Source organism: Dactylosporangium sp. NPDC000244, from assembly GCF_040300725.1.
Taxonomy (GTDB): domain Bacteria; phylum Actinomycetota; class Actinomycetes; order Mycobacteriales; family Micromonosporaceae; genus Dactylosporangium.
Genome location: NZ_JBEPEH010000053.1, coordinates 1 through 24,368 on the forward strand (window position 1 = coordinate 1; position 24,368 = coordinate 24,368).

The 24,368-nt window shown below is 68.3% G+C and carries 19 protein-coding genes and 1 pseudogene; 6 read left to right on the plus strand and 14 right to left on the minus strand.

The window, feature by feature from the left end:
• Positions 1-49: 49 nt before the first annotated feature.
• The gene (locus ABT369_RS49930) at positions 50-481 is read right to left on the minus strand and encodes a hypothetical protein (protein WP_350624340.1); all 432 of its coding nucleotides are present in this window, start codon (positions 479-481) and stop codon (positions 50-52) included.
• Between the two features lie 246 nt (positions 482-727).
• Positions 728-1,198 carry a hypothetical protein gene (locus ABT369_RS49935; RefSeq protein ID WP_350624342.1) on the minus strand — a complete coding sequence of 157 codons (471 nt, stop codon included), beginning with the start codon at positions 1,196-1,198 and terminating at the stop codon, positions 728-730.
• A gap of 224 nt (positions 1,199-1,422) precedes the next feature.
• Between ABT369_RS49935 and ABT369_RS49940 the strand changes: the two are divergent.
• Together ABT369_RS49940 and ABT369_RS49945 are read left to right on the plus strand one after the other, a co-directional pair.
• Positions 1,423-1,929: pseudogene (locus ABT369_RS49940) on the plus strand (MFS transporter); the annotation flags it as partial.
• 263 nt (positions 1,930-2,192) lie between these two features.
• On the plus strand, positions 2,193-3,005 hold the full coding sequence (locus tag ABT369_RS49945) for an alpha/beta hydrolase fold domain-containing protein (protein WP_350624344.1): 813 nt from the start codon (positions 2,193-2,195) through the stop codon (positions 3,003-3,005).
• On the opposite strand, the gene ABT369_RS49950 is transcribed toward ABT369_RS49945, so the two are convergent.
• The 7 genes from ABT369_RS49950 to ABT369_RS49980 form a co-directional block, all read right to left on the minus strand.
• Entirely contained in the window at positions 2,989-4,578 is a 1,590-nt protein-coding gene (locus ABT369_RS49950; RefSeq protein ID WP_502891928.1) for a glycoside hydrolase family 13 protein, read from the minus strand. The two genes, ABT369_RS49945 and ABT369_RS49950, sit on opposite strands and share 17 nt — an antisense overlap.
• Positions 4,579-4,605: 27 nt before the next feature.
• Positions 4,606-7,263: a GH116 family glycosyl hydrolase gene (locus ABT369_RS49955; protein WP_350624346.1), complete on the minus strand. Its 2,658-nt coding sequence runs from the start codon at positions 7,261-7,263 to the stop codon at positions 4,606-4,608.
• Positions 7,260-7,544, minus strand: a complete 285-nt coding sequence (locus tag ABT369_RS58075) for a hypothetical protein (protein WP_502891929.1) — start codon at positions 7,542-7,544, stop codon at positions 7,260-7,262. The genes ABT369_RS49955 and ABT369_RS58075 overlap by 4 nt, the downstream gene beginning before the upstream one ends.
• Positions 7,545-7,561: 17 nt before the next feature.
• Positions 7,562-10,237: a right-handed parallel beta-helix repeat-containing protein gene (locus tag ABT369_RS49965; protein ID WP_350624506.1), complete on the minus strand. Its 2,676-nt coding sequence runs from the start codon at positions 10,235-10,237 to the stop codon at positions 7,562-7,564.
• 32 nt (positions 10,238-10,269) lie between these two features.
• On the minus strand, positions 10,270-12,972 hold the full coding sequence (locus ABT369_RS49970) for a glycosyl hydrolase family 28-related protein (protein ID WP_350624348.1): 2,703 nt from the start codon (positions 12,970-12,972) through the stop codon (positions 10,270-10,272).
• 97 nt (positions 12,973-13,069) lie between these two features.
• The gene (locus ABT369_RS49975; RefSeq protein WP_350624350.1) at positions 13,070-13,864 is read right to left on the minus strand and encodes an NAD-dependent epimerase/dehydratase family protein; all 795 of its coding nucleotides are present in this window, start codon (positions 13,862-13,864) and stop codon (positions 13,070-13,072) included.
• A complete protein-coding gene (locus tag ABT369_RS49980) occupies positions 13,861-14,490 on the minus strand; it encodes a glycoside hydrolase family 31 family protein (protein WP_350624352.1) in 630 nt (209 codons plus the stop codon). The genes ABT369_RS49975 and ABT369_RS49980 overlap by 4 nt, the downstream gene beginning before the upstream one ends.
• 372 nt (positions 14,491-14,862) lie before the next feature.
• Between ABT369_RS49980 and ABT369_RS49985 the strand changes: the two genes are divergently transcribed.
• Positions 14,863-15,189 carry a hypothetical protein gene (locus tag ABT369_RS49985; protein WP_350624354.1) on the plus strand — a complete coding sequence of 109 codons (327 nt, stop codon included), beginning with the start codon at positions 14,863-14,865 and terminating at the stop codon, positions 15,187-15,189.
• A 146-nt stretch (positions 15,190-15,335) separates the two neighbouring features.
• Here the strand turns inward: ABT369_RS49985 and ABT369_RS49990 are convergent, their stop codons facing one another.
• The 3 genes from ABT369_RS49990 to ABT369_RS50000 form a co-directional block, all read right to left on the minus strand.
• Positions 15,336-16,235, minus strand: a complete 900-nt coding sequence (locus ABT369_RS49990) for an IS3 family transposase (protein ID WP_350624356.1) — start codon at positions 16,233-16,235, stop codon at positions 15,336-15,338.
• 37 nt (positions 16,236-16,272) lie between these two features.
• Positions 16,273-17,511 carry an IS110 family RNA-guided transposase gene (locus ABT369_RS49995; protein WP_350624358.1) on the minus strand — a complete coding sequence of 413 codons (1,239 nt, stop codon included), beginning with the start codon at positions 17,509-17,511 and terminating at the stop codon, positions 16,273-16,275.
• Positions 17,512-17,722: 211 nt separating this feature from the next.
• Entirely contained in the window at positions 17,723-18,067 is a 345-nt protein-coding gene (locus ABT369_RS50000) for a transposase (RefSeq protein ID WP_350624360.1), read from the minus strand.
• 1,359 nt (positions 18,068-19,426) lie between these two features.
• Between ABT369_RS50000 and ABT369_RS50005 the strand changes: the two genes are divergently transcribed.
• Entirely contained in the window at positions 19,427-20,086 is a 660-nt protein-coding gene (locus tag ABT369_RS50005; RefSeq protein ID WP_350624362.1) for a hypothetical protein, read from the plus strand.
• A complete protein-coding gene (locus ABT369_RS50010; protein ID WP_350624364.1) occupies positions 20,079-21,053 on the plus strand; it encodes a TRM11 family SAM-dependent methyltransferase in 975 nt (324 codons plus the stop codon). The genes ABT369_RS50005 and ABT369_RS50010 overlap by 8 nt, the downstream gene beginning before the upstream one ends.
• A gap of 434 nt (positions 21,054-21,487) precedes the next feature.
• Here the strand turns inward: ABT369_RS50010 and ABT369_RS50015 are convergent, their stop codons facing one another.
• Positions 21,488-22,063, minus strand: a complete 576-nt coding sequence (locus ABT369_RS50015; protein WP_350624366.1) for an AfsR/SARP family transcriptional regulator — start codon at positions 22,061-22,063, stop codon at positions 21,488-21,490.
• A 113-nt stretch (positions 22,064-22,176) separates the two neighbouring features.
• Here ABT369_RS50015 and ABT369_RS50020 point away from each other — a divergent pair, with 113 nt between their 5' ends.
• Positions 22,177-22,764, plus strand: a complete 588-nt coding sequence (locus ABT369_RS50020; RefSeq protein WP_350624368.1) for a hypothetical protein — start codon at positions 22,177-22,179, stop codon at positions 22,762-22,764.
• A 178-nt stretch (positions 22,765-22,942) separates the two neighbouring features.
• Here ABT369_RS50020 and ABT369_RS50025 read toward each other — a convergent pair whose 3' ends face one another.
• Complete coding sequence (locus tag ABT369_RS50025) at positions 22,943-23,848, minus strand: hypothetical protein (RefSeq protein WP_350624370.1); 906 nt, start codon at positions 23,846-23,848, stop codon at positions 22,943-22,945.
• Positions 23,849-24,368 lie beyond the last annotated feature (520 nt).

The window sequence follows — 24,368 nt, forward strand, 5'->3', positions numbered from 1 at the left end:
TAAGACCCTCAGCAAGTCCTATCTTCCCAGCTCAGAAGGCACCCGTTCCTCATCCACCCACCATGTGGGAAGCCCTCAATGAAGGGCCGGGGCTAAGCAGACTCTTGTTCTCTGTGTCCTTCTCACCTTCCATCTGCACGAGCTTCATCAGCAGGTCGAGGACATACCGCTGCTGCTCCCATTCCAGGTCTCCGGCGAGCAGGTCTCGGAAGATCTCTCGAGTCTCCCGGCAGGCCCGATGAAACCCCTCCTGACCTTGGGTGTTGGCCGTAAGTGTGGAGAGGTGCTGCCTCTCGAGAACGTTGAGCGCGTCGGTGGCAAGCTCTCTAAAGTTGCCAATCTCCGCTACGCGACGCCGCACAACTTCGACATCGGCGGTTGAGATCGTCGACGCCATGTGCAGCACTTCGTTGCCTTCGTACCCGTCATGTCCGGATTCGAGGTTGGTCGCCTCGACGCCTTCTTCGTCCTCGTGCTCCATGCATCTACTCCGATCTCGACTTATACCGATTCCTCGGCAGATGCGCGGACAGGGCGCTTCGCGGCTGAGTGTAAGCAGAGCAAGCCAGGGCACACGACCTGAGACGCACCATAGATGCAATACCGTTGACATAATGTTGGTGACCTGGCGTCCCAGTGGCTGGGCGTGGCACCACGCAGCGTGAGGTCGTTGCGTTGAGCGCTGCGCGAGATCAGCGGCAAATGAGTATGCGATGAGTGGTAGCCATCAGTTCTCGTCAGCGGCCGGTGGATAGACGTAGTGCTTGTCGGAGCCCTTGACGAACAGTCGCCAGCATTCGATCGGCCCCGACACCGCGGGAAACACCTCGATCCGCAGTTCGTCGGCGGTGGCCAAGTAGAACGCGCCGTCGTCACGAAGGTGCGCCTCACGCACCGGCAGACCGTCGCCGAGCGCTTCCGTCAATATCTGGGCCCTTCGATCAAACTGCGTCTCGTACCGGTCAAACGCAACAGCGCGGTCCGAGTGAGCCTTGAGCGGGTACAGGTAGTCGGTCGAGCCCAGCAGAACCTTCGAGTGCCGCACAAGCCGAAATGGGCACTGCACGTGCAGCCGCACTTCGTCGTCGCCGCGCATGAAGCCGACCTCGACCATATTGAGCGTGCGCCCGACGTTCACGAACCGGGTCCTGCAGAGGTCGGCGATCGCCGCCGCCAGATCAGTCTGTGAAGCCATCACGCTCCCTCGTTCGGCCCGACCATGATCGCACCCATTCGGCTGAGCGCTGTTCCTTGCCAAGATGATCCAACATCCGCAATTCGACAGTTCAGCGCACCGGCTGACGCCGAACGCTCGTCACGCAGCGTGGAGAGTTCGCCGACCTCGCGCTCACGGTCGGCGGCATGAGCGGACGCCAAGATCGCTCAGTGCCGGCTTGTACCGGGTAGCGGGCCGTCAGGTGGCTCAGCCTGATGCTCAGCGAAGGCGTCGCCAACGACTGGAGCGTGCTGGCCATGCGCGACGTGCTCGGCGCGCCGCCCGCGACGGCCGCACTGGCCTACGGTGCGTTCGCCACCGCCATGACGTGCGGCCGCCTTCTCACCGACCGGGTCGCCGCGCGCTTCGGCCCCGTCGCGATCGTCCGCTACGGAGCGGCGCTCGCGACCGTCGCGCTGACGCTGACCGCGCCGTCACCGTCGGTGCCGCTGGCCATCGCCGGATGGGCGCTGTTCGGCATCGGACTGTCCGGCACCATTCCGCAGCTGTTCAGCGCCGCCGGCCACGCCGACAGCAACGCCGCCGGGACCAACGTCTCCCGCGTCGCAGGCCTCGGCTACCTCGGCATGCTCGCCGGGCCCGCGATCATCGGACCCATGACCCACCTCATGCCGCTCAACCTCACGTTCTTCCTCCCCGTCGCCTTCTGCGCCGTCGCAGCGCTCTCCGCGCACATTCTCCGCACCGGCGCAAGCGCCGCGCCCACAGGCACCTGAGCCGGTTGGCAGCAACCGCGCCGCCTGAGCCATGGCCGGGTGGTCGTTCTGTTACCCACCACGCTGAACGAGATGCTTGCCGAAGCCTTCACCCGACACGCCGAATCCGTCGCGCACCTGGTCGATCAGCGAATCGCGACCACCACGAACTGGGCGAGCGCGATCGGGGCCACAATCACGCCGATATCAACTGATCTCTCGGGCCCGTGCAAGGCGCTCATGGCCCATACAGTAGGTGAATGACCGAGCTCCTCCCGCCAACCAGACGCCGCCCGACGGTCACGTACGCTGACTGTGCCTACTCGGTGGTCCCGGGCTTCCGGCCGTTGTGCCTCGACGTGCACCTGCCGGAGGGTGACGGTCCGTTCCCGGTGCTCGTCTACGTTCACGGCGGCGGTTGGCGGGCGGGCAGCCGCGTGTCGCTGCCGAGTTCGATCTCGCCGCATCGGTTCCACGAGCGCTTCCTCGCACACGGGTACGCCGTGGCCGACGTCGACTACCGGCTCAGCGGTGAGGCGCAGTTCCCGGCGCAGCTCGTCGACGTACAGGCTGCCCTGCGATGGCTGCACCACCACGCGGCGCAGCTGAACCTCGACCCGGCCCGGTTCGCCGCGCTGGGCGAGTCCGCGGGCGCGCACCTTGCGTGTCTTGCCGGCCTTCTCGGCAGGGACGATGCGTCGTTGCGAGCGGTCGTGAATTGGTACGGCCCGACGGACCTGCGGCTGTACGCCGGCGCTTCACTGGAAGGGGCGCTGGCCGACCTACTCGGCGGCGAGCTTGTGGAGCGGACCGAGTTCGCCGCGTGGGCAAGCCCGATGAGCCACGTTCACCAGGAGGCGCCGCCGTTCCTCAACGTCTACGGGACGGCTGATGAGGTGGTTTTCCTCAGCGACGGCGTTGCGTTCACCAAGGCGCTGCAAGCGCAGGGCGTACGTGCGGAGCTTGTGGTGGTGGAGGGTGCCGCGCACTGCTTCAACGGACACGACGACATCGGCGGCCTTATCGAGCAGAGCGCGGACTTCCTCGACGACGTTCTCAAAGGGCGGTGCTGACCCAGACCGCGGCGTCGGGAGGCAGCACGCCGTCGATGATGGGTGTGCTCGCGATCAGTACCGTTCCCGCTGGCACGGCTACCGGCCTGGCGGAGAGGTTGACCACGCAGGTGAATCCGTGCGGACGGTCGAAGGCGAGGACGTCATCGGCGCTGTCCTGCCATTCGGACGGCCCGTCGCCGAGTCCGGGCAGGGCACGCCGCAGCCTGAGCGCGCGTCGGTACAGGTTGAGCATCGACTGGTCGTCGGCGATCTGTGTCGCTACCGTTCGCTCGGCCCAATCGTCGGGTTGCGGCAGCCAGCCGGTCCCGCCGAAGCCATAGGGCGGCGCCGAACCCGACCAGGGCAGCGGTACGCGACAGCCGTCGCGCCCTGGATCTGTTCCCGCCGACCGGAGGAAGATCGGGTCCTGGCGGTCCGCCGCCGCGATGTCTTCCACCTCGGGCAGTCCCAGCTCCTCCCCTTGGTACACGTAGACCGAGCCGGGCAGGGCGAGGGTCAACAGTGCCGCGGCCCGGGCTCTGCGTGTACCAAGTGCGAGGTCGGTGGGCAGCTGGTGGCGGGCCTGGCGCAGATCGTGCGAGAAGCCCGTGTCCGTACGACCGTAGCGGGTGACGTGCCGGGTAACGTCGTGGTTGGACAGCACCCACGTGGCTGGGGCGCCGACGGCGGCGTGTGTCGTCAGCGTCTCATCGATACACCGCCGCAGCGCCTTGGCGTCCCAGGGGCAGCCCAGGAAGTCGAAGTTGAAGGCGGTGTGCAGCTCGTCTGGGCGCAGGTACCGGACGAAGCGCTGTGGATCAGGCAGCCACACCTCGCCGATGAGCGCGCGCGACGGATGGTAGGAGTCTGCGATGCGCCGCCAGCCGCGGTAGAGCTCGTGCAGTGCTTCGCGGTCGATCCACGGATGCGGGTCGGGTGGCATCAGCGGATCGAAGTCGGGTAGCGCGGGGTCCTTCGCGACCATGGCCGCCGAGTCGATGCGGATGCCGTCTACGCCGCGGTCGAACCAGAACCGCAGGATGTCGTCGAACTCGGCGCGTACGGCCGGATGGTCCCAGTTCAAGTCGGGCTGGCCGGAGTCGAACAGATGCAGATACCACTGGTCGTCGGCCACCTGCGTCCAGGCCGGCCCGCCGAAGATGGACTCCCAGTTGTTCGGCGGCCGGCCGTCGCGTCCGGCGCGGAAGTAGAACCGGTCGCGCATGGGGCCTCCGGCGAGCGCCTCCGCGAACCACACGTGCGCGGTCGACGTGTGGTTGGGCACGATGTCAACGATCGTCCGGATTCCGACGGCATGCGCCTCGGCGATGAGGGCTTCTGCCTCGGCGAGCGTGCCGAAGACAGGGTCGATGTCACGATAGTCGGCTACGTCGTAGCCCGCGTCCGCCATGGGCGACGGGTACCACGGGCTCAACCAGATCGCGTCGACACCGAGGTCGTGCAGATATTCCAAGTGGGACCGGATGCCGGCGAGGTCGCCGATGCCGTCGCCGTTCATGTCGGCGAAACTGCGCGGGTAGATCTGGTAGATCGCAGCGTGGCGCCACCACTGAGGGTCAACTGTGGACACGTGTGCTCCTTTCATTGGTAATCGGTATCAGCTGCTCGACGGCCGATCCGATCGCTGTGCCGCGCGCTGCGGCGTCGAGGAACGCGCGGGCGATGACCCGTCTCCGGTCAGCCGCAACGTCGCACCGGCGGGGACGCATACTGTCGAGGCGAAGGTGACCGTGCAGCCCGTCTGTTCGGCGGTCACGCCCACTGTCTGCACACGTTCGTCGACGAGGGCGGTCGCCGTCGTCCAGTCCAGCCCTGGCAGTCTGAGCCGGTCGACTTTCAGGTCTCCATAGCGGCATTCGACGGTCAGGCTGCCGTGGGCGTACCGGATGGCTCCCCAGGCCGTGTCCACGATGAACGGGAAACAGGCAGTTCCGTCGCGCTCTGGCGCCAAGGCCGTCGACGGTTCGACGGTGAGGGTCCGGGTGACCGCGTCGAACTGCCGGCCGGTCAAGGCGTCCAGCACGGTCCAGCCGGCCATCGCGCGCACGTAGTGGTCGCCGCATTCGATCTCGTTGTAAGGGTTGCGCCGGCTGCCGTCGTGGCGCGCCCATGTGCCGCGCAGGATGGACATGCCCTCGTCGGTCAGGCCCTCGCGGATGCAGTGCGCGGCGACTTGGTATTCGACGCCGCTCCATACCTCGTCGGCGTACCGGGTCGGGACGTTGGGACGCCCGCCGCGCGGCCAGGTGCACAGCAACAGACCTGTGTCGTCCGCGTCGGCGAACACCCGGAACCCGTGGGCGAAGTCGCGGAGACCCTTGCGCAGGTTGTGGCGCACGATGGAGCGCAGCGCCGTGCGTACGTGGTCGGCCGGCAGGATGTAGCCGAGATCGAGCTGGTGTGCCCACCATTGTCCGATCAGCTGATCGGACAGGCAACCGCCACCCCACTGGAACGTCGTGTCCCCGGCGAGCGCCTGCTCGTAGTATTCGCCGTTCCAGAGCAACTCGTCGTATCCGGTGGCGCCGGAGTCGAAGAGCGAATGGAATTGTTCGGCGGCAGCGGAGTCCGCCATCAGGTACGCCATCTCCTCGGCCGCGCGCAGCGCCGCCAGCCACAGCGTGCCGATGAACGGGTTGGCCCCGTGCAGGTCGATGTCGTGCGTGCTCGGCTGGCGACCGGTGAGAATGCCTGTCGCGTCGGGGTCCCAAGTCGCGCGGATGTACTCCAACAGCCGCAGTACGCGCGGCCAGTAGCGGTCCAGCCAGTCCAGGCCGGCCCCGGACCGCACTTCACGATAGGTTTTGAGGACCGCGCCGAGCATCCCGTCGACCGCCGGATGGCCCGGCGCCCCGACCACGCCGTCCCACAGTTGGGGTAGGTAGGTCGGCACGATCACGCGGTGCGGGAGGTGCCCGTCTGGGGCCTGCATCACGTCGAATTCGGTCTCGCGCATGTCGCGTTCGATTGCCGGGAACAGTTGCGCGGGCGCCTGGGCGTAGTTCCAGACGTGGGTGCAGTTCATCGCGCAGGAGCCGCCGATGTCGCCGGCCCACATTCGGGTGGACGCCCCGAGGACGCCTTCGAATCCGAAGAACTTGCCGTTCGCTGCCCACAGTGTCGTGGGCGTACGCAAGGCGACCGGCTGCGCCGCAAGCCTTTCGGCCACCTCTGTGGGCAGGCTGGAGTTCAGGAGTGTGTCCGTCCACGTCCGCGAGGCCTGGCGCAGCGGCCCCCAGCGTTCGGCGATGTGCTCGGCGACGTCGATCGCGTCGGCGAACCGGGTGCTGTAGCGGGTTCCGAGGACGAACCGGTCCTGCCGTTGCGGACGCGGCGGTCCGAACTGCTGGAAGTCGGCGTACGCGTGCGGGAAATGCCAGGCGACGACCACCCGGACAGCGGCCGTCGCGCCGGGAGCGAGCGCGAAGCCGGCTGCCAGTCCCGCCGCCCATGTCGTGCCGACGGGGCTGGGCGGACAGGGCGCCGCGCGGTGGTGGCGGTCGGTGGCCGGGTGGCGGCCGCGCAGGAACGCCAGGAACTGGTCCGGGTGTGTCCACTGCAGAGCGGCCGGGGCATCCGCCGAGTCGCAGGCCAGCACCATCTGTCCAGCACCGGAGCCGGTCGCGGACGGGTTGTCGAGGACGAGCTGTGTCCATCCTGCAGTACGCCGCAGCCGGTTGACATTGCCGCCGTAGCCGGGAGCGGAACAGCCGTCGGGTGGGATCGTGCCGTCCGAGCCGACCGCGTTCTGCAGCGCGGCGCCCAGCCAGCCATGCACGGCGAGCGGACTGGGATTGGTGATGGTGAAGGTGAACATTGCGGCCGGCAGGCCGCTGGCATCGAGATCCAGTGGTACGAGCGGGGTGAACGCCTCCAGCGACACCGTCACCGGCAGCGCGGGGTCGTGATAGTCGATCTGGGCGAATGGGTAGCAGCCGCGGAAGGTCGTCGCCGTCACCCCGTCGGGCAGTTCGCGCTGCCAGGACGGGATCACGTCGTCGTTGACCAGCGGTGTCACCAGCCCGGGCACGGGTGGCGGGGGAGCCTGCAGGACCCGCAGGACGTCGACGGGCGGCTCCGTCCGCGCCACGCGAAGGGCGAAGAAGCTGTTTGGAAGCGTGCCGAGATGATTGCCGATAGTGGTGAGCTGCCATTGGCGCAGCCCGCCGTCCGCGCCGATCGCGAAGCTGCCCGTCCCGATTCCGCCGAGGGGCAGTGCGATGTGCCTTCCCTGATGGTGCGCGACCGCCCTCATCGGAGGCTGCCCGTGTCCGGCGTGGGATGACCGGCGCGGAAGGCGGCCGCGGCCTCCGAGACCCGCAGCGCCCGCCCGTGAATTCGCAGCACCTGCGCGTCCTGTACGCGAACGTCGGCGTCGGTGGAGATGTCGGACAGCTCGGAGATCGCGGTCTGCACGGTCTCCGAGCGACCCTCGACGACGGGCTCGCCCCATCCGGTGATGCCCTCATCGGTCGACACCGCGAGGAACAGCCATCGTGGCGGCAGCCGGTATGTCGCTACCTTGACGATCTTCATTGGTACGCGTGCTCCTGTTAGCCGATGGTCAGGTTGGCGATCATCGCCTGCTGGTCGGGGTAGATGAGGACGGGACTGCCGCCGACGTTCACCTGGGTGTTGCCGGTGATCGTCAGGGTGTTGAGCTGCGACAACATCTTGCCGATCGGCGATTGCCCGCCGACCCATACGCCGCTGAACGGCGTGTCGGCGATCGTGTTGCCGGTGATGGTGACGAAGCCTTCGGTCATCCCGGCGGACTCGCGGATGCTGTGGATGGAGATCGCGCCGGGGGTCACGCACAATGCTCCGGTGTTGGCAGCCGTGATGGTGTTCTGCGTGATGTCGGCGCTGTACATGGGGAACAGCGGCGAGCGGCCCCACAGGTAGACCCCGGCCTGGCAGGTGTTGCGGATCGTGTTGCCGGTGACGACGACGCTGGTGCCGCTGCTCAGTTGGATGCCCGCGCCTTCGCTGACGCCGTAAACGGTGTTGGCGTCGACCCGGACGAACTGCGCGTCCCGGAAGACCGTTCCGGCGTAGCCGATCTGGATTCCGGCGTCGCGGTTGCCGACTGCTGTGCAGCCGGTGATGCGTACCTGGCGGCTGGCCTCGACGTCGATGCCGTACATGTTCGCGTCTTCGGTGCGTACGCCCCGCACGAGCACGCCGGTCGAGGTGTCCACCAGCAGGTTGCTGCCGCTGGCCCCGGCGAGCTCGACATCGGTGACGGAGAAGTTCTTGACGCCGCTGATGTCCAGCAGTGCCCGGTTGTGCCGCAGATCGGGCCGGCGCGGCAGGGTGATGCGCAGTTTGGATACCGAGCAGCCTTCGCCGGCGATGAAACGGATGCCTTGGTGGTCGGGGCTCGACAGGACGATCTCGCTCTGGCGGCCGACTCCGGCGAGGTGGACGTTGTCGCGTTCGGCGACCGCGAAATGGTGTTCGATCCGGGTGTCGCGGAAGGCGCCGTTCGCCGCGTCCGGTCGCAGCAGGTAACGCCCGGCGGGGATGTGGATGACACCGCCGCCGGCCGGGAGGCTGTCTAGCGCGGCGCGGAATGCCGCGGTGTCATCGTGTACGCCGTCGCCGCGGGCGCCGAACTTGCGGATGTTGGCCAGCTTCAGACCGTGGACGGTCTGCTCGCCCGGTTCGTCCCACGCGGTCTCGGCCGGCTCGGCTTGCCGCGGCCCGTAGGGGTCGCGATGGGACTCGTCGGACAGGGTGAACCCGGTGAAGTCGCCGTCGATCGTGCCGCCGTCGAGGACTGGCAGCGTCGTGACCTCGTTGCCCGACGTCGCGACCTGCGTCGCCGTCCCGGCGACGGAGACGCTCGGCAGACCGCTGTCCAGCACGGTGTTGCCGGTGATCACCAGTCTGCCGACCACCGTTCCGGGCGCGAGGCGTACGCCCGCGGCCTGTGCTCCGAGCAGGTCGTTGCCCGAGATCGTGACGTTGGAACCGGCCACAGGCAGCCAGTTGTCGATGCCCACGGTGATGTCGTTGCTCTGCGATCCGCGTACTCGGTTCCCGGTGACCGCGACCGTCGCGACCTTGTTGATGAAGGCGACCGTGCCGTGGAAGCCCCCGCCGGGGCGCAGGATCCGGTTGTCCGGCCGCATCTCCATCGTCGCGCGGATGAGGTCGTTGTCGTGCACAACGGCGTTCATCAGCGTGGCCGGGTTGGCCGTGGTGGTGATGTCGCTGAAGACGCTCGGCCCCATCGTGCTCTCGATCCAGTTGTACGCGATGGTCTGTCGCGCACCGCCGAGCGTCATCCCCCGGCCGTAGCAGGCGTTGATGATCGTGTTGTGGACGTAGCGGACGTCGGCGATCGCCGTGCTGTCGGGGTAGCGGGTGCTGTCGTGCCAGTTCGCGATGCCGTCGTCGCCGATGAACTCCGCCCAGTTGTACGCGGCCACGCAGTTGTTCGCGCCGCCGTAGTTGAACGCGTCGGAGCCGCTGTTGCGGATCACGTTGCCGACCATCCAGCAGTCCCGGGCGTTGGGCAGGATGATGCCAGGCTGGCAGTGGTCGACGGTGACCCGCAGAATCTGCACCGCCTGCGGCGCGCGGATGATCAGTGCGGTGGCGGTCGCGTTGTGCCGCAACAGGTTCAGCGGCGCCCACTGGATGGCGAGGTCGCGCAGCGAGACGTCGACGGCCGTCTGGAACTGCCAGGCCGCGCCGCTGGGGTACGGCGGCGCCTCCTTGCCGTTCTGGGTCATCACCGGGCGATGGAAGAGCAGGACGCTGGATTCGCCCTCACCGACGAAGTGGACGTTGCGGATGTCGGCCTGGTACCACCAGTTGTTGCTGGGCAGGGCCGGTGCCGGAAACAGGTAGCGGCCGGGCGGGAAGTAGATGACGCCGCCGCCCTGCGCCCGCAGTGCGGCCACGGATGCGTTGAGTGCGGGGACGACGGAGGTGCGGCCGTCACCGACCGCGCCGTAATCGACGACGTTGGCCCGGGGCATGCTCGCGTAGTCGATGCGCGGCATGCCTTCTAGGCCGGGGCGCTCGTAGAAGGAGGCGGGCAGGTTCGTCACCGTCCCGCCGGGGGTCAGGTTCTCCACCGGCTCCATGGCCGCGACCGGATCGGCGAAGGCGGGGTGGCTGCCCAGGGCGGTCAGGCCGGCCAGGCTGACGGCGGTCGCGGCGGTGGCGCCGAGGAGCGTACGCCGCGAAATGTCTCGGGGTATGTCGTACTGCATGTGGTTGCTACCTTCCGCGGGGCATGGCCAGGTCAGATGATCGTGAGGTGGCTGATCTTGGCCTGCTGGTTGGCGTCGATGAGGACGGTGGTGCCGCCGAGGCCGCTGTAGGTGTTGCCGCTGATGGTCAGGGTGTCCAGTTCGGACAGGTAGCGCAGCCCGGTCGGCCACACGACCCGGGTGACGGGGCACTGGCCGCCGACCCAGATGCCGGCCCACGGCGCGGTGGTGATGGTGTTGCCGGTGATGGTGATGGTCGATCCGTCGGTCTGGCCGGACCCCTCGCGGATGCTGTGGATGGCAATCGCGCCTGGGCAGAAGTTCAGCGGTGAGGAGCACGCGTTGGTCACCGTGTTGCCGGTGATGTCGACGCTGTAGATGGGGAACGCGCCGACGCGGCCCACCAGGTAGATTCCGGCCAGCGCGGTGTTGCTGATCTGGTTGTTGCTGACCGTGACGTTGGCGCCGCTGCTGACGCTGATTCCGGCGTGCTCGGCGCTGCCGTCAACCGTGTTGTCGTGGACGCGGACGTATTGCGCCTCGCGGTAGATGACACCGTTCCATCCGATGTGGATGCCGCTGTCGCGGCTGCCGGTGACCGTGCTGCCCGACACCTCCACCTGGCGGCTGGACTCGATCTGGATGCCGTGGTTGCCGGCCGCCTGGCTGTTCATGTTGGTGATCAGAGTCCGGCGGCTGGAGTCGAGCAGGAAGTTCGAGCCGCTGGAGTCGACCAGTGTCGTGTTGGTGATCGAGCAGGTGTCGGTGCCGGAGAAGTTCAGCAGCGCCCGGACGCGGCGCAGCGCCGGCTTGCTGGCCATGCGCAGCTTCACGCGGTCGACCGAACTGTTGGTGCAGTTGACGAAGCGGATGCCGTGGTAGTCGGGGTTGGTGAAGATCAGCTCGCTGGTGTCACCCTGGCCCTTGATGAACAGTTTGTTCCGGTCGAGGATCCCGAAGTGGTGCTGGAGCTTCGTGTTCGGGTATGTCGTGTGGCCGGCGATCGGGTTGATCAGGTATTGGCCGGACGGAATCCAGAGGATGCCGCCGTTGGCCGCGCCGATCGCGTCGAGCGTGGCCTGGAAGGCGGGGCCGTCGTCGGTGACGCCGTCACCGACCGCGCCGTGGTCGCGTACGTTGAAGGATGACAGGCCGGTCGTGGACGGGACGAAAGGTTGGTCCCATGCCGTTTCGTTGCCTGCGGCGCGGATCGTGGCGTAGGTGTCCGCGAAGTCGGGCTGGGTGGCCACGACCGTGAAGCCGGTGAACTGCCCGGAGACCGAGCCCCCGGAGTCGACCACGGCCGCGTTCGTGACGGTATTGTTGCTGGTCCATACGGCTGTGGCCGAGCCGCCGATCTTGACCGCCGGGCCGCCGTTGCCCAGGATCTCGTTGCAGTGAATCTTGAGGTCGTCGATGGTGGAGGTGGGCCGCATGCGGATGCCGGTGCTGCCGGCGTGGCTGAGGACGTTGTCGCCGATGTCGATCTTCGTGGCGGCGATCGTGCTCCAGGAGTCGATGCCGAGCGTGATGTCGAACTCCTGTGAACCGAGGATGGTGTTGTTGAGGATCTTCAGGTCGTCGACGAGGTCGTGCACTGCGATGGCGCCGTGGAAGCCGCTGTTGCCGGTTCGGACCCGGTTGTCCGGGCGCATCTCGAAGTTGCAGCGCATGAGGGTGTTGCCCAGGACGCGTGCCCCGCGCAGAACGGCGTTGGGCCGGGTTGCGATGTTGGTCGTGGAGATGTCGCTGAAGATGCCTGAGGCGAGGGCGGTCTCCACCCAGTTGCCGACGACGGAGTGGTTCGTGCCGCCGAGGGTCATGCCGCGCCCGCCGGCCACGCCGATCACGGTGTTGGACTGGAACAGCACGTTGCTGAAGGCGGCGCTGTTCGGGTTCGTATCGGTGTTCATAAAATTGGCGAAGCCGTCGTCGGTGATGTTCTCGGCCCAGTTGTACGCCGCGACGCAGCCGTTGGCATCGCCGAGGTTGAAGGCGTCCGAGGCGCTGTTGCGGATGACGCTGTCAACGATGTAGCAGTTCGTGCCGTCGGGCATGATGATGCCGGGCTGGCAGTGGTCGACGCTCACCCGAAGCACCTGCACGCTGGTTGGCCGGCGCGTGAGCAACGCGGTCGCGGTGACGCAGTGGCGGGTCATGAGGAACGGCGTCCACTGGAACGCCACGTCGCGGACGGATACGTTGATTGCGTCGTCGAACTCCCAGCCCTGCCCGGAGTCGCGGGGGTTGGTGGTGGAAGCGTTGGCGGGCATGGCGTCGCGCTGGAAGACCAGGACGGAGGCGTCGCCCTCGCCCACGAAGTGGATGTTGTTCAGCTTGGCGGTGCCGCCACGGATCCACCAGCTGGTGGCGCTGCCGGCGGGTGCGGGGAACGTGTAGCGGCCCGGCGGGATGTAGACGATACCGCCGGCGGTGCCCAGCGCGGTGATGGCCGCGTTGAAGGCGGCGACGGTGTTCTGCGGGTGGCTGCTGTCGGCGTATGCGCCGTAGGCCGTCACATCTTTGACAGCCATGGTCGAGTACGGGATGTGCGGCATGTTCTCCAGGCCGGGCCGGTTGTAGAAGCTTGCCGGCAGGTCCTGGATGACGCCGCCGACGAGGTTGCCGAGCGGGGCATCGGCGAAGGCGGGACGAGATCGCGCGGCGGCGGCGATCCCGGCGGCGGCGAGACCGGCCGCGGCGAGGAACGTGCGGCGGCTGAGCCGGTGTGACATCACTGACCTCCAGAAACGAGCGGACGGCGGCACGCTCGGCGTCCGGGCGGACGTCGATCACAAAGGGAGGGCGCGGGATGTGGAAGGGGTGCGATCTCTATGCGGGACTGAAGCGGGCCGCCCAGCCGAGCAGGGCGTGGGCGCGTCCGCAGTCCACCAGGGATGGGTTGGCTCCGCGTCGCGGTATGTCCGGGAACTCGGCCGCGGCACGGATGGTACCGGCGCCGTCCCAGGGGTCGGGCGCCGCGAGGAGGAAGGCGTGGAAGCCTTCGAGATCGGCCGCCAGTGCGGCGTTGACCGCGCTGGTCACGTCACGGAGGTCGATGTATGCGAACAGGTCCGTGCGGCCGGGCCCGGCGGGACGCGTACCGTCCTTGGCACCGGGCTGGATGACGTAGCAGGGGCGCAGGCTAATGACGGTCAGCCCGTGCTGGTGGGCGTACTGGCGGCAGGCTTCCTCGGACAGATGCTTCGACATCTGGTATGCCGAGACCGGCCGGTGCGGGTGGTCGTCGTCCACCGGCAGGTACTCGGGCCGGCCGGGGCCGACGCAGCCGAGCGCGTTGATGCTCGACATGTATACGACCCGGCGTATGCCCGCCTGCACCGCGGCCTGCAGGAGCGTGCAGGTCCCGGCGACGTTGACCGAGAACGTCTCGTCTTCGTGACCGGTCCGGTCACTGGCCAGACCACCGCAGTGCACGACATCGTCGACGTCCTTCAGGGCGTCGAGCAGCCCGTGCAGGTCCCGTACGTCGCAGCGGACATGCGCGGGCAGCGGCCCGGTGGCCGTCATGTCCAGCGTGGTCACGTTGTATCCGGCCGCGGCCAGCGCAAGCGCGGTGGCGGCGCCGATCATCCCGCTGCCGCCCGTGACGAGAACCCGGCTCATGGCACGACCTCGGCGACGGCGGCAATCATCGGGGAGCCCGAGCGCAGGAAGAAGGCGGCCCGCTGCGGCGGAACGTCGATCGTGACCAACTGGCCGCCCTTGTACTTTTGGCCGGTCCACGGGTCGAGCCACGTCTCGTCGCCGGGAAGCCAGACCTCGCACGTACGCGCCTGGTAGTCCAGGATCGGCACGGCAAGGATGTCCGGGCCGAAGAGGAACTCGTCGTCGACCTCCCATGACGGGGCCTGGTCCAGGTAAGCCAGAAACAGCGGCCGCATCAGCGGAATACCCCGCGCCGTCGAGTCGGCCACCGCCATGACGCAGTACTCGGCAATCGCCTGGCCGTGATGCGTGGTGTTCGCGACAACTGCGCCGGGACGCAGGCCGGACAGATCGATTCCCTCGAACCCCGCCCCCGCAACCTGCACCAGCCGCAGGGCCGAGGCGTCGACGGCCGCGACGGCGGGTAGCTTCGAGCCGACGTAGACGTCCGCTCCGGCCAGCCCCTCGGCCAGGACGTCAGGGCGATACGAGCCGACGAAGTCCCAGGAGACGCCCTCGCCCACCGCCGTCGCGAGATCTCGCGACAGCCGAATCCGCATGGGATCGGCCACGACCAGGTGCACCTTCGCGTCCCCTTCCTGTGACCAGCTCCGTACGCTCGCGTTAAAGTCAGATTAAACTGTCTAGCGCGGAGGCGTGTCAAGGGATCAAACGCTGTCGGACTACGCCGCGAAGAGGCCGCAGTGCACTGTTTGATCAGACTATTACTGGGGAGAAGGGCGAAGCGTGCGCGACACCGATGCACCCTCCGGTGACCGGCTGTCCGCGATGGGCCTCCAGCCAAGATCGACGCTTGTGCCTTGACGAGGACCTGATCCTTGATCGGGCGCACTGATCTCGGCAGAAGCGCGCATCGACCCATCGTTGGTCATCGCGGTGGACGCCTACAGAGAGTGACTCAATGACCATGTTCTGACCTCATCACTTCCCCAGCCATGGTCAACAAGTGGTGCTCGTTCTCACGAACGAAATCACGGACGCCGTTCCTGACCCGTGCGGTGACGCGTCAGCAGGGACATCGGCAACGACGCGCCCTCGCCGCCGCGGCCGGCACCAGCTCCTCGGCGACGGCGGCGCCGACCCGGTCGAAAACCGGGGCCGCGCTCCGGCCGTTGCATCCGGGGCCGGTCGTTGCCGAGGGCATTACGTCGAACCGGCCCGCAAGGTGGCAGCCCGGCCGCATAGGCAGCGACGTCGGTGCCCGCGTCGCCGGCCTCAGCAATGATCTCGGCCAAGCGACGTGGATTCCCGACCAGCGGTGAGCGGCCAGTCAGTACGCGCAGGCCAGCGGTAGGGTCACGGGCCGGCCCGCGCGTCGATGCACAACACGCACAGGGCGCGTCGGCGTCGACGCTAACGTGTGGTACCCCAGGCGGGCTGGGCTTCCCCCCGGGATGTGGACACCGGGTTATGCCGCAATCTGTTGCAGGGTAGCGGATGTGAGAGTTCGTTCGTAGTCGGCTGGGCTGTGGTAGCCGAGGGCTGAGTGGCGTCGGCGGTGGTTGTAGAAGGCGATCCAGCGGAATACGTCGCGGCGGGCGTCGGCTTCGCGTGCCCAGGTGCGGCGATCGACGTCGAGTTCGCGTTTCAGGGTGGCGAAGAACGCCTCGGCGAGGGCGTTGTCATACGACGTGCCGGTCCGGCCGGTCGAGCGGCGCACCCCGTGCCGGTCGCAGACCGCGGCGAAGGCGGTGCTGCCGTACTGCGATCCCTTGTCCGTGTGGAAGATGACGCCGTCGACCTGGCCGCCGCGGGCGGCGACCGCGGCCTTGAGGGCGTCGATGACGAGGCTGGTGCGCATGTGGGTGTTGATTGACCAGCCGATGAGCCGGCGGGTGGCGATGTCGATGACCGTGGCCAGGAACAGCCAACCGGTCCCGACGCGCAGGTAGGTGATGTCGCCGCACCAGCGTTGATCCGGGGCGGTGGCGGTGAAGTCTCGGCGCAGCAGATCCGTGACCGGCGCTGCGGCCGGGTCCGGGATCGTCGTGCGCCGGCGGCGCCGTAGATGCTTCCCGGCGATGCCACGCTGGCGCATGACCCGCTCGACCCGCTTGCGGTTGACCCGCACGCCCTGAGCGTGCAGCTCGGCGGTGACCCGCGGCGATCCGTAGGTGCCACCGGACTCGGTGTGCACTGCGGTGATCTGGTCTGCGAGCTCGTCCTCGGCTGCGGCCCGGGCGCGGCGGTCCGGTTCGGCGGCGATCCAGCGGTAGAACCCGGACCGGGACACCGCCAAAAGCCGGCACAGCCGCTTCACGCCGTAGACGACGCGGTGTGTGGAGATGAACTGGAAGCGGCTGGTCACCGATCCATCTGACTCGAAAATATCGCCGACCACCCGCTCAGGCTGCGGCGATAGGGTCCAGGCGAACGGCGTAGCCGAGCTGGTTGAGTTGAGTGACGAGTCGCCGGGTCTGTCTCGTGGTGCCGGCACGTTCGGTGAGGTAGCCGGCGCCCAGGTCGTGGTAGGCGACGTCATGGGTGAGCATGTGCCAGATCGCGATGAGCATGGCGTGCTGCACCGCGACGATCGCGCGTTTCTTGCCGCGCCGGGCCGCCACGCGCTTGTATCGGGCTGCGAGGTAGGTGTCCTTGGTCCGGGTGACCGCCAGCGCGGCTTCGCCGAGCGCTGCTCGCAGCGAGGCGTTGCCGTGGCGGGTTTTCCCGGACAGTTGCTTGCCGGCGGACTCGTTGTTGCCCGGACACACGGCCGCCCAGGAGGCGAGATGGCCAGCAGACGGAAATACCGACATCGTGACACCGATCTCGGCGATCACCACCTCGGCGACGCGGATGCTGATTCCAGGGATCGTGGCGAGCAGGTCGGCTTGACGGCGCATCGGCATGATGTGCTCGCTGATCCGAGCCGAGATCCGCTCCGCGGTGAGGGCCGCGGCGTCGATACGGTCCAGCATCTGCCGGACCAAGAACGCGTGATGGTCGGTGAACCGTCCGGTCAACGCCTCGACCAGTTGCGCCCGTTTGGACTTCATGCGCCGCAGCGCCATGTCGGCCAGCACCTGCGGGTCGCGTTGCCCGGCGATCATCGCTTCCAGCATCGCCCGGGCCGACTTACCGAGCAGATCGGTCACCACCGCGGACAACTTGATTCCCGCGTCCTCAAGGAGTTTCTCCAAGCGTTGGACATCACGCGCCCGTTCCCGCACGACCTCGGTGCGATAGCGGGTCAGGTCCCGCAACTGCCGGATCGGCGCCGGCGGCACGAAACTCGGCCGGACCAGGCCGTGTTGCACCATCCGGCAGATCCATTCCGCGTCGATGACATCGGTCTTGCGTCCCGGCACGTTGTGCAGATGCCGGGCATTGAGCAACTGGGTGTCGAACGCGTCCTCCAACGCGTAGTACACCGGCTTCCAATACGCCCCAGTCGCCTCCATCCCGACGGTCGTGACGCTCTCAGCAGCCAGCCAGTCCCGCAGCCGCAACAGGTCCCCGGTCATCGTGGTGAAGGTGCGCACCTCGACCCGCCAACGGCCGTGCGCGTCCGGAACCCGGATACACGCCTTGACGTCACGCTTCCCAACGTCGATGCCCGCGCACCGCGCGACGATGACCTCCACCAGCACCCTCCGACTCGCGAATCATCCGAGCCGCCCAGGAGCGCCCGACAGGCCGAAGAATCTGACTCACGTGCTCGAAGCAACACTACGGGGAGCCTGTCACGCGGGCACCCAGCGTCATACTCCTTGACGGGCGCGCAGCACCACGATGGAACGACGTCGCCGGGCGGACCACCATTTTCTCCCCACGGGGAGGCGCGCAGCGCCCGGACTACTCCTTGGCGAAATAGGCGGCTGCCTTGCGCAGGATCTCCTTCTCCACCCGCAGCTCAGCGACCTCGGCACGCAGCCGGGCGATCTCGACGTCCTTGTCCGCCACCGACAATCCGGCACCCGCCGGCGCCGCCTCCGGCCGTGCTGGCTGGTCCTGCCGCCGGCCCCAGTTCCGCAACGTCTCGTGGCTCATGCCCAGTTCACGAGCGACCTCGTTGATCGGCCGGCCCGACGAGCGAACCAACTCGACCGCATCACGCCGGAACTCTTCCGTGTACTTCGATGGACGCCCCAACGGGGACACCCCTTCCTCTGGATCAACATCCAGTCTCAGGGTGTCCACACCTCAGGGGGAAGCCCAGGCGGCGGCTCAGCGGGCGTGGACATGCCGACGCCCGGTACCCCAGTCGCAACGAACGCGTGCGCCGCCCTACCCTGGCCCACCGATACGCCGCCCGGGGCAGGAGGCGGACCGCCGCCGGTATCGGTGGCCCGGGGGCTGGTACCGGCGCGGCGGGCATGCGCAACCGGTGCGATACCCGGCGGCCATCCGCAGCGGCACCGGTGGTGCCCGGTGCGGTATCGGTGACCGGTACAGGGCAGTGGATGGGCGCGCCGGCCGGTACCGGCGATCAGTGTCCGGTGCGCTACCGGCGGCCGCCGCCGTGTACCGGCCTCGGGCCGGTCGCGCCAGGCAACGCCGACACCGAGGCCTGACACGCACGGCGACCGTCGTGGTCAACGAAGCGCGGTGCTGGTGCGATGTGTCAGCCAGCTTCGGCCGCCGGTGTGCTGATGTCGGCACGCGGTGTCTGCCCTGGCTACGACGGGGCCGGGACCGCCACGGCAAGGTGACCGGTCTCGCCGGCCGTGGCGATGTGCGTGGCTGCCGCTGACCAGATGCCGCAGCCAAGACGGCGTATTCGTGACTGCCAGTGGTCGCTGTCCCGGTGCGAAGACCTCGGGTTGGCACACGGTTTGATCGCCGACCGGTCCGGTACCACCGGGCGTGACCGGGCCTGCGCCCGGCGCCGGCGGTGGGCACCGCGCGCGATACCGGACGGTGAGGGGGCCGGTCATCGGTGCCGGTTGGCGACTCCCGGCATCGGTGCGACCGGTGACGGGGTGGCGAGCGGTACCGGCGGGCACCGCACCGCTCCTGGCCTGGTACCGGTATGCCGAGGGCGCGCGTCGCCGCAATCCGCCGGGTGCTCGTTGAGGCTGACGGCCCACCGCGGGCGGGCCGACGCCTTCGACCGGACCGCCTCGGGCGCGCCCGGCCGACCGGTGGCCACCCAACTGGACCGGACGCCGTTGGGTGGGCGTCGAGCCCGGGGCTGGCTGGTTGGGTACCCAACCAGCACCCAGTTGGGCACCGGACTGCGTAGGTGGTTCGCGGTCGCCGTTCTCGCCCAACCTCGTTCGGTGTCGGCACCCCGCGTAGTTGGATGCTGCGAGGGTTAGTTGGCTGCCGGTTGGGTGCCTTTCCCGGCCGAGGGCTGCGGGCCGGTGTTCAGTTGTGCCTTGGGTGGGCGTGAACACAAGCCGCCCGGCGCGGGTCCCGCACCCGCCCATCACTGACGACGACGACCGCTTCGACCACGAAGGTCCTGACCCGAACGCCCCGCATCGCCCTGCTACCCCGCCCGGCCGTGCCCCGAATACCGGCGACGGCGCGGGCGCCGTGGGTGATCCGCTTGCGTTGTCCGAACTGATCGCGAGCGGGGACATCGAGGTTGTCCCCGGTGACCCGCCGGTACCGATCGCGGTGTGGCGCGTCGCCGACGTCGACGTCCGCTGGGGCCACCGCCGTGCCGACGCCTTGAGTCCGCGGCTGGCCGCGCTGCTGGTCGGCGTGCACACTCGCACCGGCGACACGATCGTGTCGGTTGGCCACGACCTGGCCCTGGCCGGCGCGGCCGGCGCCGGCGGGCGCAGCTACCGCAGCGTGGCCCACCCGGACCAGCTCGCCGGCCTCGACCAGGCCGCCGGCACGGTCGCGCTGATCGTGCTGCCCTGGCCCCTGGCCGACCAGCCAGGCGGGATGCGCCGGGAGAGCCTGATCGCCATGTTCGGCGCCTGCCGCCGGCTGATGAGCCCGGATGGCTGCACCATCGTCGCACTGGCCGGGCTACCGCCCGACCAGACGTTCGTCGAGCACAGCAGCGCACTCATCCCGGCGGCGCACCAGGCCGGCCTGGGCTGGCTGCAGCACATCGTCGCGATCACCGCCCCGATCGTCGGCCAGCGCATCACCTGGCGGACGGCACCGGCCGACCCGGCGATGCTGCGCACCGCCGCACACCTCACGGTCCACCTCGATCTGTTCGTGTTCGTCGCTCGGGGTGGCCGCCATGGCTGAGCGCACCGACCCGCATGTCGCAGCCCCCGCCACGACCGGTGCCGGCGTGTCGCCCTGCTACGGCAACACGCCACCACCTGGAAGCCCGTCACCGTTGCTGTCGGTGATCCTGGTCGGGCAGCGCAGCCTGGCCCGGCAGCGCCACGGCCGGTTCGTCGCCGGGTCCGGGGCACACCCGGCCCGGATGGCACCGGACCTGGCCGCCACCCTGATCCGCGACTACACCCAGCCCGGCGAACTCGTCTTCGACCCCCTCGCGGGGACCGGCACCACCCTGGTCGAGGCCATCCACGCCGGCCGCAACGCCCTCGGCATGGAGTACGAGCCCGGCTGGGCGGCCCTGGCCCAAGCCAACATCGACCTGGCCCGCCGCCAGGGCGGCACCGGCCACGGCCGGATCCTGCGCGGCGACGCTACCGGCCTGCCCCGCGGCGTGCCCGGCGAACTGCGTGGCCAGATCAGCCTGGTACTCACCTCACCGCCGTACGGCAAGACCATGCACGGACGGGTCGAGCACCGCCGCGGGCCGCTAACCCGCTTCCACAACACCTACAGCAAGTACTCCCCCGGCCTGCACCGTGACGGCAAGACCACCGCACACGAGGAGCCGGACCCGGCCAACCTGGCCCACCGTGGACGCGCCGCCCTCCTCGACGGCATCACCGCCGTCCTGGCCGGTTGCATCCCGCTACTCAAACCCGGCGGAGTCATCGCTGTGGTCGCCCGGCCCTGGCGACGCGACCACTTCCTGGTCGACCTGCCCGGCCAGACCATCCAGGCCGGTCTGGCCGCTGGCCTGGAGCTCATCGCGTGCCGCCGCGCGGTCCACGCCGCAGTCCGCGACGGCCGACTCGTCGCGCACCACTCGTTCTTCCAGCTGCACGTAGCCCGGGCCAGCCGCCGCAAAGGCTCCCCGGTTAGCCTCATCCAGCACGACGACATCGCACTGTTCAAGGCACCTTACTAACCTTCGGCGGCCGGAATGAAAGCGCCGTACCACAGCCGCCGCACCGCGGCACCGCCCGAAAAGCCACGGCGGCCCGCGCCGGTGAGAGGCATAAGCGGCACCGCTCGAAGTCGACCGCGCCACGCGAGTCGCGCTACCATCGCCGCCCGCCCGTGCCGACCGCGGACCAGCCAAGCCCCGGAAGCCATCCGGTGCTGCGGCTGACGCTGACCCAACCGGATGCCAGGCCTGAATGCCGAGCAGCAACGCCGGCAGGCGGTCCAGTCGCTGTTCGCTATGATCTTTGACGGGCTTCAGCGGCAGGCGTAGCACGGCCGACCGGCTTACCAGACGCGAGGCTCGGCCGACGAGGCTTTAGCCCCAGTCGGTTGGGTTCGTTGGGTCTGATTGGGCGTCTTTCAAGCGGTGCATACCAAGTTTGGCGCCCAGTTGGGTCATGGGTAAGCGTGAATAGAGCTCCCGATCGCGACGCCGCAACTACCGACGACGACACGACCGAACCGCGTCAGCACATCGACACTCGTAACGACAGCTCGATATCTCGCCCACGGCATCTCACGCTCATCCCCCCCAGATGAGCCGCCCGTGATCACGCCATCCGCCGCGCGCGCAATGCTCAACATCCTCAGCGCAGCACCCGACCGGGCCCCACGACCGTCGGTACATGGCGATACGTCCTCACCGCCCAATCGTCCGAAGTGCGAGGCGGATTCCTGACGCCGCCCCCACGTAAGCACCTGGCCTGGGGGCGACAACCACAACCGGACCGCGAACGTGAAGCTCGAGCACGAACGGTTTGCGATCCCCGATGGGGGGGCGATCAGCTGGTAGACCGGCACGGTCCGGTTGGCGTTGACGAGCAGGATGGCCAGCAGCGCCCGCTGCTTCGCGGCCCGGATCGGCGCCCACCGCGTCCCGTCGAAGAACTCGAGCGGCCCGAGGAACCGGATCTTGAACTGCGCCGACGCGGCCATCATGGTGTTGTAGCCCGCCGTGCCCGGCGAGCCCACTGTGCAACCGCGCCCGCAGTCGCACACGCGCCCCGGCGGGCGGGGCAGTGACGCCGGACGATCACTGCTAGGTTGGCCTGGCATCGACAGTCGCCGTCACGGGGAGCCAGCCCATGTCTCGCACGTCCCGACTCGGATTCGTCGCCGCCGCGGCAGCGCTCCTGCTCGGCCTCAGTGCCGGCCCCGCCGCCGCACAGAACGGCTGGTTCTACAACCACGTGGACATCGCCGGCGCCGGCGTCCACACCTGCGCGCAGGCCACGTGCCCGGCGCTGACGGTCAACGGGCTGGGCGAGCAGGTCTCCGACTTCTGCTGGCACGTCGGCCAGAGCCTCGGCGGCACGGTCTACTGGGACCTGGTGTACGACTGGAACACGAAGTTCGCCGGCTGGACCAACGAGCACTGGCTCACCGACGAGAGCCAGGCGGCCCGCTGCGGCGACCCGAACCACTACCAGATGGCCACGGCGGACGAGGGGGCGGGCATGCACACCTGCACCAAGCCCATCTGCGCGGTGGTCGGCATGGCCGCCACCCACCGGGTCCAGGTGTACTGCAACATCGACGGCGAGCGGATGACCAACCCGAACGGTGAGCTCAACTCCGACTGGCTCCTGGTCTACGACACCGAGACTGGCCTGGCCGGCTGGACGAACCGCGGCTGGGTGTCCTACCTGCCGCTTCTCCCCGGCCCATGCTGAGCTGTCCGTTGGACATCGACGGTTTCGTGCGCGACGGCTACGTCGTGGTCCGCGGCGCGTTCGACGCCGACACCGCGGCTGCCTGCCGCCGGGCGGCGTGGGCGGTGCTGGCCGGGCACGGCGTGCGCGAGGACGACCGAGCCGGCTCCGTCACGCTGTCGCAGCGCACTGGTGAGTTCTACCTGGGTAGCGCGATGTCGTGCACCACGACCGCAACGTTGAACGGCGACGGAAGCTGCTGCGCTTGAGCTGCGAGGTCTTCGAGCAGTCCCGTAGTGGTGTGCCGCGCAACTTTCGAGCGGTTGTCACCGGCTACCTGCTCGGGCTGGAAGCAGGCGACGAGGTACACGCCGTGGGTATGCCCGGCCGGCTCGAGGTACTGCCTGAAGAGCTGCTTGGTCAACGCGGTCGTGGTGGAGTCGTTCCAGCAGCCCTTGACCTCGATGACGACGCAGATCGTGTCGCCAGCGCTATCGGTCGCGTCCACACGGATGTCGTGCCGCTGGCCGATGCCTGCGGAGTTTCCACCGGTAAGCCACTTGTTGATCGTGTCCAAAGCCTCCAGGACGGCCGCCTGGAGGTCGGCTGCGTCGGTGATCAGGCGTCGCCGTCGGTCCTGCAGTAGTTGGTGCAGGTGGTCGAGAGCCGGCGGGGTCCATGTCTGCTGGCGGGTGACTTCGCCTGCGAAGAGGACGGCACGGTCCAGTGGCAGCTGAGGTTGACGGCGCCGCAGGTGTTCGAGTGCTGCGAGGCTGCTCTCGGTGCCGCGTTGCACCAGAGCGTGGAGCAGCTCGTCTCTCCAGAAGCCGAGCTGTTCCCGCCGTGAAACGAAGTGCGCCTCCCTGTCCGCCCGCTCAGCTCGCGGTGGGAACTGGACGGCGAGCCATTCGTAGAGCTCTTCGATGGCTCGTCGAAGCCCACGACGGTCAGTGGTCGATTCCGGAGGTGTTGGCCGAGTTCGAGCGCGACCTCTCTGCCGACCGCCGGCATGGTCGTCACCAGCCACGGTTCCATCGACGTTCTGACTATTCGTACCCACATCCTTCAGGTCCTCGAAGGCGGCGAAGAAGCATTCATGCGACACTTCCAAAAATACGGCGGCATGCGATCCGAACTGCCGGCCCCCCCCGCCGAGCCGAATAGCACCGGAGCACCGAGCGAATCACCAAACGAGTAGGTCGTAGGCTAAGCGGAAGAGAGGCTGCCAAGCCTGTTGACCGCCGCCGGACGCTGACTGCATCCATGGCATCGCACAGCCATCCGGAGCCACGCCGACGGATCGTCCCTGGTCCCATCGGCGTGGCTACCATCCGAGCAGCCCACTCACGGCGCAGAATTCGGCTGCGGAAGGTGCCATTTGAGCTATTCGGAGCGCGACCCGGGGTGACGGGTTAGCCACTTGAAGAAGCAGTCTTCTGCCGATAGGCTCAACACATGAATCCCTGTTTCGGGCAGGGATGCTATGAGTGGGGGTTGATGTCCCCCCTTCGACACCAGAATCCGGCATGCATGCCGACTTTGAGGGCCGCGTGTTCGAACGCAATCGAGCACGCGGCCGCGGTGTTTCCACCGCACATCCCTGACATGCCGGTCATGGGCCGGTG

Bases quoted from the DNA above. Each gene is read 5' to 3' on its own strand.
- ABT369_RS49945 (WP_350624344.1), top strand. From the start codon at position 2,193: ATGACCGAGCTCCTCCCGCCAACCAGACGCCGCCCGACGGTCACGTAC.
- ABT369_RS49930 (WP_350624340.1), bottom strand. From the start codon at position 481: ATGGAGCACGAGGACGAAGAAGGCGTCGAGGCGACCAACCTCGAATCC.
- ABT369_RS50010 (WP_350624364.1), top strand. From the start codon at position 20,079: ATGGCTGAGCGCACCGACCCGCATGTCGCAGCCCCCGCCACGACCGGT.
- ABT369_RS49955 (WP_350624346.1), bottom strand. From the start codon at position 7,263: ATGAGGGCGGTCGCGCACCATCAGGGAAGGCACATCGCACTGCCCCTC.
- ABT369_RS49970 (WP_350624348.1), bottom strand. From the start codon at position 12,972: ATGTCACACCGGCTCAGCCGCCGCACGTTCCTCGCCGCGGCCGGTCTC.
- ABT369_RS50020 (WP_350624368.1), top strand. From the start codon at position 22,177: ATGTCTCGCACGTCCCGACTCGGATTCGTCGCCGCCGCGGCAGCGCTC.
- ABT369_RS49975 (WP_350624350.1), bottom strand. From the start codon at position 13,864: ATGAGCCGGGTTCTCGTCACGGGCGGCAGCGGGATGATCGGCGCCGCC.
- ABT369_RS58075 (WP_502891929.1), bottom strand. From the start codon at position 7,544: ATGAAGATCGTCAAGGTAGCGACATACCGGCTGCCGCCACGATGGCTG.
- ABT369_RS49985 (WP_350624354.1), top strand. From the start codon at position 14,863: ATGGTCAACAAGTGGTGCTCGTTCTCACGAACGAAATCACGGACGCCG.
- ABT369_RS49965 (WP_350624506.1), bottom strand. From the start codon at position 10,237: ATGCAGTACGACATACCCCGAGACATTTCGCGGCGTACGCTCCTCGGC.